Source organism: Verrucomicrobiales bacterium, from assembly GCA_016793885.1.
GTDB lineage: Bacteria > Verrucomicrobiota > Verrucomicrobiia > Limisphaerales > UBA11320 > UBA11320.
The window spans coordinates 1-4579 of record JAEUHE010000243.1 but is presented as its reverse complement, the minus strand read 5'-3'; the positions used below and the strand labels follow the sequence as shown (position 1 = coordinate 4579).

The window sequence follows — 4579 nt, the reverse complement described above, 5'->3', positions numbered from 1 at the left end:
AAACAACTGAGCTCGAATCAAAGGAGCCTCGTTTCGGAGCCGTGAACGCAGCGCGTCGCGTCGCGCGCGCCCTCTTTCTAGGCAGCGCCCCTTCCTCAGTGGGCACCAAGCCGGGAAACCGTGGCATTGACCGTGCCCGTGTTTTGCTCGGCTGTCTCCAACCCGGCCAGACTGCTTCGACCTACATCGACGCGCTTAACCGCCTCGCCGACCGCCTTCACTACTTGAACTCCTCTGGCGACAAAGCCCAGGACTCAACTCGTTTTTGGTTCGACACGCGCGCCAATCTGCGCCGCGAAATGGAAGATCGCAAATCCCGCTTCAACGACCAAAACGAAGTGCATGGCAAGATTGCTGATGCCTTACGAAAGCTTGCGGGGGGCGCGACTCTTTTTGGAGGTGTTCACGTCTTTACCCCGCACGCCGACGTTCCCGATGACGGAGAATTGCGCCTTATTTTCCTCGCGCCGGACAAGATCTACACGAAACAAGAAACCCGTCTGGCTTTCGACGAAGTTCTGGACATCGTGCGAAACAACGGTACCAAGCCGCGTTATCGCGGCAACCGCCTGGTATTCGTTGCACCAGAGCATGCAACATTAAGCCGCCTTCGAGACGCCGCCCGGACTGTCCTCGCCTGGAACTCTATCGTTGAGGATGTGAAGGCGGGACGCCTTAACATCGACCGCCTTCAGGAGCAGCAAGCCATGAAGGAACTCCAAACTGCCGTGGACGTCCTTCCGCGTACGGCCCGCGAGTGCTACAAATGGCTTCTCTGCCCAGGCATGGCCTCTCCCACGGATCGCCAGCCCGCCATTGAAGCATTCCCCATTAACACAAGTGGTTCCGGCTATGGTTCGGAAATCGAGCGAGTCTGCCAAGAGAACGAGTTGGTAATCTCGGTTTGGTCGCCCATCCATCTTCGGACGAAACTGCGGGAGCTCTACTGGAAGCCCGAAAAAGTTGCCGTTGGGGCACTGGCGTTTTGGGAAGACATGCAGCGCTATCTTTATCTTCCCCGCCTCAAAAATCGGGACGTCCTCGCGCAAGCGCTTTTGAAGGGGGCGGCAACCAAGGACTTCTTTGGCACCGCCTACGCCCAGACCGCCGACACGTTCGAGGGTTTCAAACTCGGTGACGCTAACGTTCAGTTCGACGACACCCTGCTTCTCATCGAGCCAGAAGCAGCGAAGGCTTATGAGGGCAAGTTGGCCGCAAACGCAGCACATTCCTCCGGGGGCCTGGGGGGCGCTGCCACCACTCCTTTCCCAACTCCAGGCAACAGGACAGCACCGGAGCCGATTCAAGAAACACCGAAAGCCGCGGGGTCCCCTAAGGCGCGTGCATTCTATGGCTCCGCGGAAGTGAACGCATCCACCGCAAAGATGCGGTTAGTTCAGATTGCTGAGGAGATCATCGCGATACTCGCTGCAGACCCTCAAGCGGAAGTAAAAGTCAGCGTTGAGGTCACTGCTGAATTTCCCGCTGGAGTGAAGGACGAGACAAAACGGGCCGTGTCCGAGAACGCGACAAGTCTGGGATTCAAGAACAAGACCTGGGAATGATCTACTTGAACATCCAATTAACCCATGCCCACATCGCAGCAGACTGATTCATCGCACGATCCGCGCGGATCCCTTTGGCACAGATGGGATTTGCACTTCCACACGCCAAGTTCCTTTGATTATGAGAACAGATCCGTTACCAATCAGCAAATCATTGATGGGTTGCGGGCTGCGGAGGTGCGAGTGGTCGCGGTTACAGACCACCATATAATCGACGTTCAGCGAATTCGCGCTTTGCAGGCCCTCGCAGGTAATTCTTTGACGGTCTTACCTGGTATCGAGCTCCGCAGTGACCAAGGAGGTGAACCGATACACTACATCTGCATCTTCGGTGAAAACTGCGATCTCGAACATGTTTGGACCACGCTGCAGGGAAGACTCGGCCTGACCGCATCTGCAATCGCGAGCAAGGGTGGCAACGACCGCATCTACGTACCGATCGAGGATGCTGCAAAGGTTACCCGTGAACTCGGGGGCGTAATCTCCATCCATGCCGGAGCAAAGAGCAATTCTATCGAGAGCATTCGAAACAAAGAACAGTTCCAGCAGCGGATTAAGTACGACATCACAGCCCAGTTCGTCGACTTGATGGAGATTGGTCAGTTGAAGGATATCGATGTTCACCTGAATACAATCTTCCCAGCTATAGGTCTCGATAAGCCGTTATGTCTCTGCTCCGACAATCACGATATTTCGCAGTACCGCATTCGCTCTCCACTGTGGTTTCGCGCGGATCCGACATTCCGTGGTCTCTTGATGGTCCTGCGTGAACCCCGCGGGCGAGTCTTCATTGGCGAGCGTCCGCCGGAACTACTTCGCCTCGCTCAGAACCCAACCAAGTACGTGCGTAGCGTGTCTTTCGAACGCAAGGATTCAGCCCCTGCTGCTGAGAACTGGTTCAGCGGCAGAGTCCATTTTAACCCTGGCCTTGTCGCCATCGTCGGCAACAAAGGCAGCGGCAAGAGCGCCCTTTCGGATATGCTTGGGCTTCTAGGGGCCAGTAAGAATGCCGACGCCTTTTCATTCCTAAGCAAAAAACGCTTTCGACATCCCGTGGGCGGCTTTGCCCAACACTTCACCGCCACCATTGAATGGGAATCCGGAGACAGCGTGAGTCGCTCGCTAGCAGAGTCTCCACCCACCGAAGATGTTGAACGCCTCAAGTATCTCCCACAAGACCATGTTGAAAAAGTCTGCAACGAACTTGCCGGTCTCGAAGAGCGCGGTTTTGAACAGGAGCTTAAAGGGGTAATCTTCTCGCATGTACCGGACGCCCTTCGTCTTGGGCAAAATTCGCTCGACGAGCTTGTCAGATTCCAGACTGGTGAAAAGCAAAAGCGCATCGATTCCCTGTTGAAACAACTTAAGGATTTAAGCAGGGAAAGGGCTCTGATCGAGTCTCAGGCCGACCCGAGTTTCAAACGGGAGATTGAGGAGAAGATAAAGAGACGAGAACTTGAGTTGGAGGCTCACGACAAAGCCAAACCTACGGACCAAATCAACCCTTCCGCAAGCGGCAGCACTCCCCCGGATCCGCAGCTCGTCACAGGGATCACGGCTGCCGAGACAGAAAAGAAGCTGGTTGAAGATGAGATTGCATTGGCCGAATCCAAACTGAAATCTGCTGAACGACGCCAAGCGGTTGCCAAACGGCTTCTGGAACGAATTGACAATTTTCAGAAGGATTTCGATTTGTTTCGCACTTCGCTGCAGGATGACGCGACGGAGCTCCAACTCACACCGTCCACATTGGCAACATTCAGCGTCCATACCGCTGCAATCATTAAGATTCGCGACGATGCGGCTTCTGAAATCGCTGCCTCCAACCTGTTGTTGGACGAGAATAACGAATCAGGACTGAGAAAAAAGCTCGCTACAAAGCAAGGTGCACTCCTGGATCTGCAAGCAAAGTTGGATGCCCCCAATCGGGCTTTTCAAGCCTATCTTTCCGCTCTAACGCAATGGCAGGAGATTCGATCCAAACTTCAAGGTACTAGCACAGAACCCGAGTCACTTGCAGGTCTACAGGCTACATTACTTACACTTACTGACCTGCCTGGCCAAATTGCCGCCCAACGGTCCCAGCAGACATCAATTGCGATGGAAATCCACAAAGAGAAGCTTGAGCAGGCTGACGTCTATCGCGAACTCTACAAGCCAGTCCAGCAGTTCATTGATTCTCACGCTCTTGCCAAAAACAAACTCAAGCTAGAATTCCGAGCCGAACTCACAAACGAAGACTTCGAGGATCGTCTTTTGAGCTTGTTGGCTTTGAACCGCAGGGGAAGTTTCATGGGAGTAGATGAAGGACGAACCAAGGCGGAGTCTCTAACTCAGGCTGCCGTGTGGGGAGACTGGACGTCCGTAAATAGCTTCGTCAGCGGAGTGGACGCTGCTCTCCACGAAGACCAACGAGAATCTCCGCCGCCGGCCGTGCAACTCCGAGATCAACTTGCGAGAGGCAAAAAGATAGAAGACGTGTTTAACCTTGTTTACGGGCTGGAGTTCCTCCAGCCGCGGTATGTTTTGAGATGGGAAGGAAAGGATCTCTCGATGCTGTCACCGGGCGAGCGCGGCACTCTACTGTTAGTGTTTTATCTTCTTATCGACAAAGGGGATATGCCGCTCGTCATAGATCAACCTGAGGGCAATCTCGACAACCATACGGTCGCGAAAGTCCTCGTCGACTGCATTCGAGAAGCCAGGAAACGTCGACAAGTTTTTATCGTTACTCATAATCCCAATTTGGCGGTCGTTTGTGATGCGGACCAAATCGTCCATGCGCACATGGACAAAGGCAACGGTAACGCCATTACCTACACTTCCGGATCGTTGGAGAATCCGGCGATGAGTCGCCACGTCACCGACGTTCTTGAAGGCACACGCTGGGCATTCGGTGTTCGTGGAGCCAAATATGATGTCGCCGAAGGTGCATCGCCCGCCTAATCAATTCCTTGCTCAGATCTGTGGCTGTGGCTTCTCACTCACAAAGACTTTCACCGGTTTTCGCTTCA

2 protein-coding genes are annotated in these 4579 nt (G+C 54.1%); both read left to right on the top strand.

From position 1 onward, the window contains the following. Positions 1–41: 41 nt before the first annotated feature. Positions 42–1565 carry an ATP-binding protein gene (locus tag JNN07_27080; protein MBL9171426.1) on the top strand — a complete coding sequence of 508 codons (1524 nt, stop codon included), beginning with the start codon at positions 42–44 and terminating at the stop codon, positions 1563–1565. 24 nt (positions 1566–1589) lie between these two features. Then, positions 1590–4511: a hypothetical protein gene (locus JNN07_27075; GenBank protein ID MBL9171425.1), complete on the top strand. Its 2922-nt coding sequence runs from the start codon at positions 1590–1592 to the stop codon at positions 4509–4511. Positions 4512–4579: the final 68 nt, after the last annotated feature.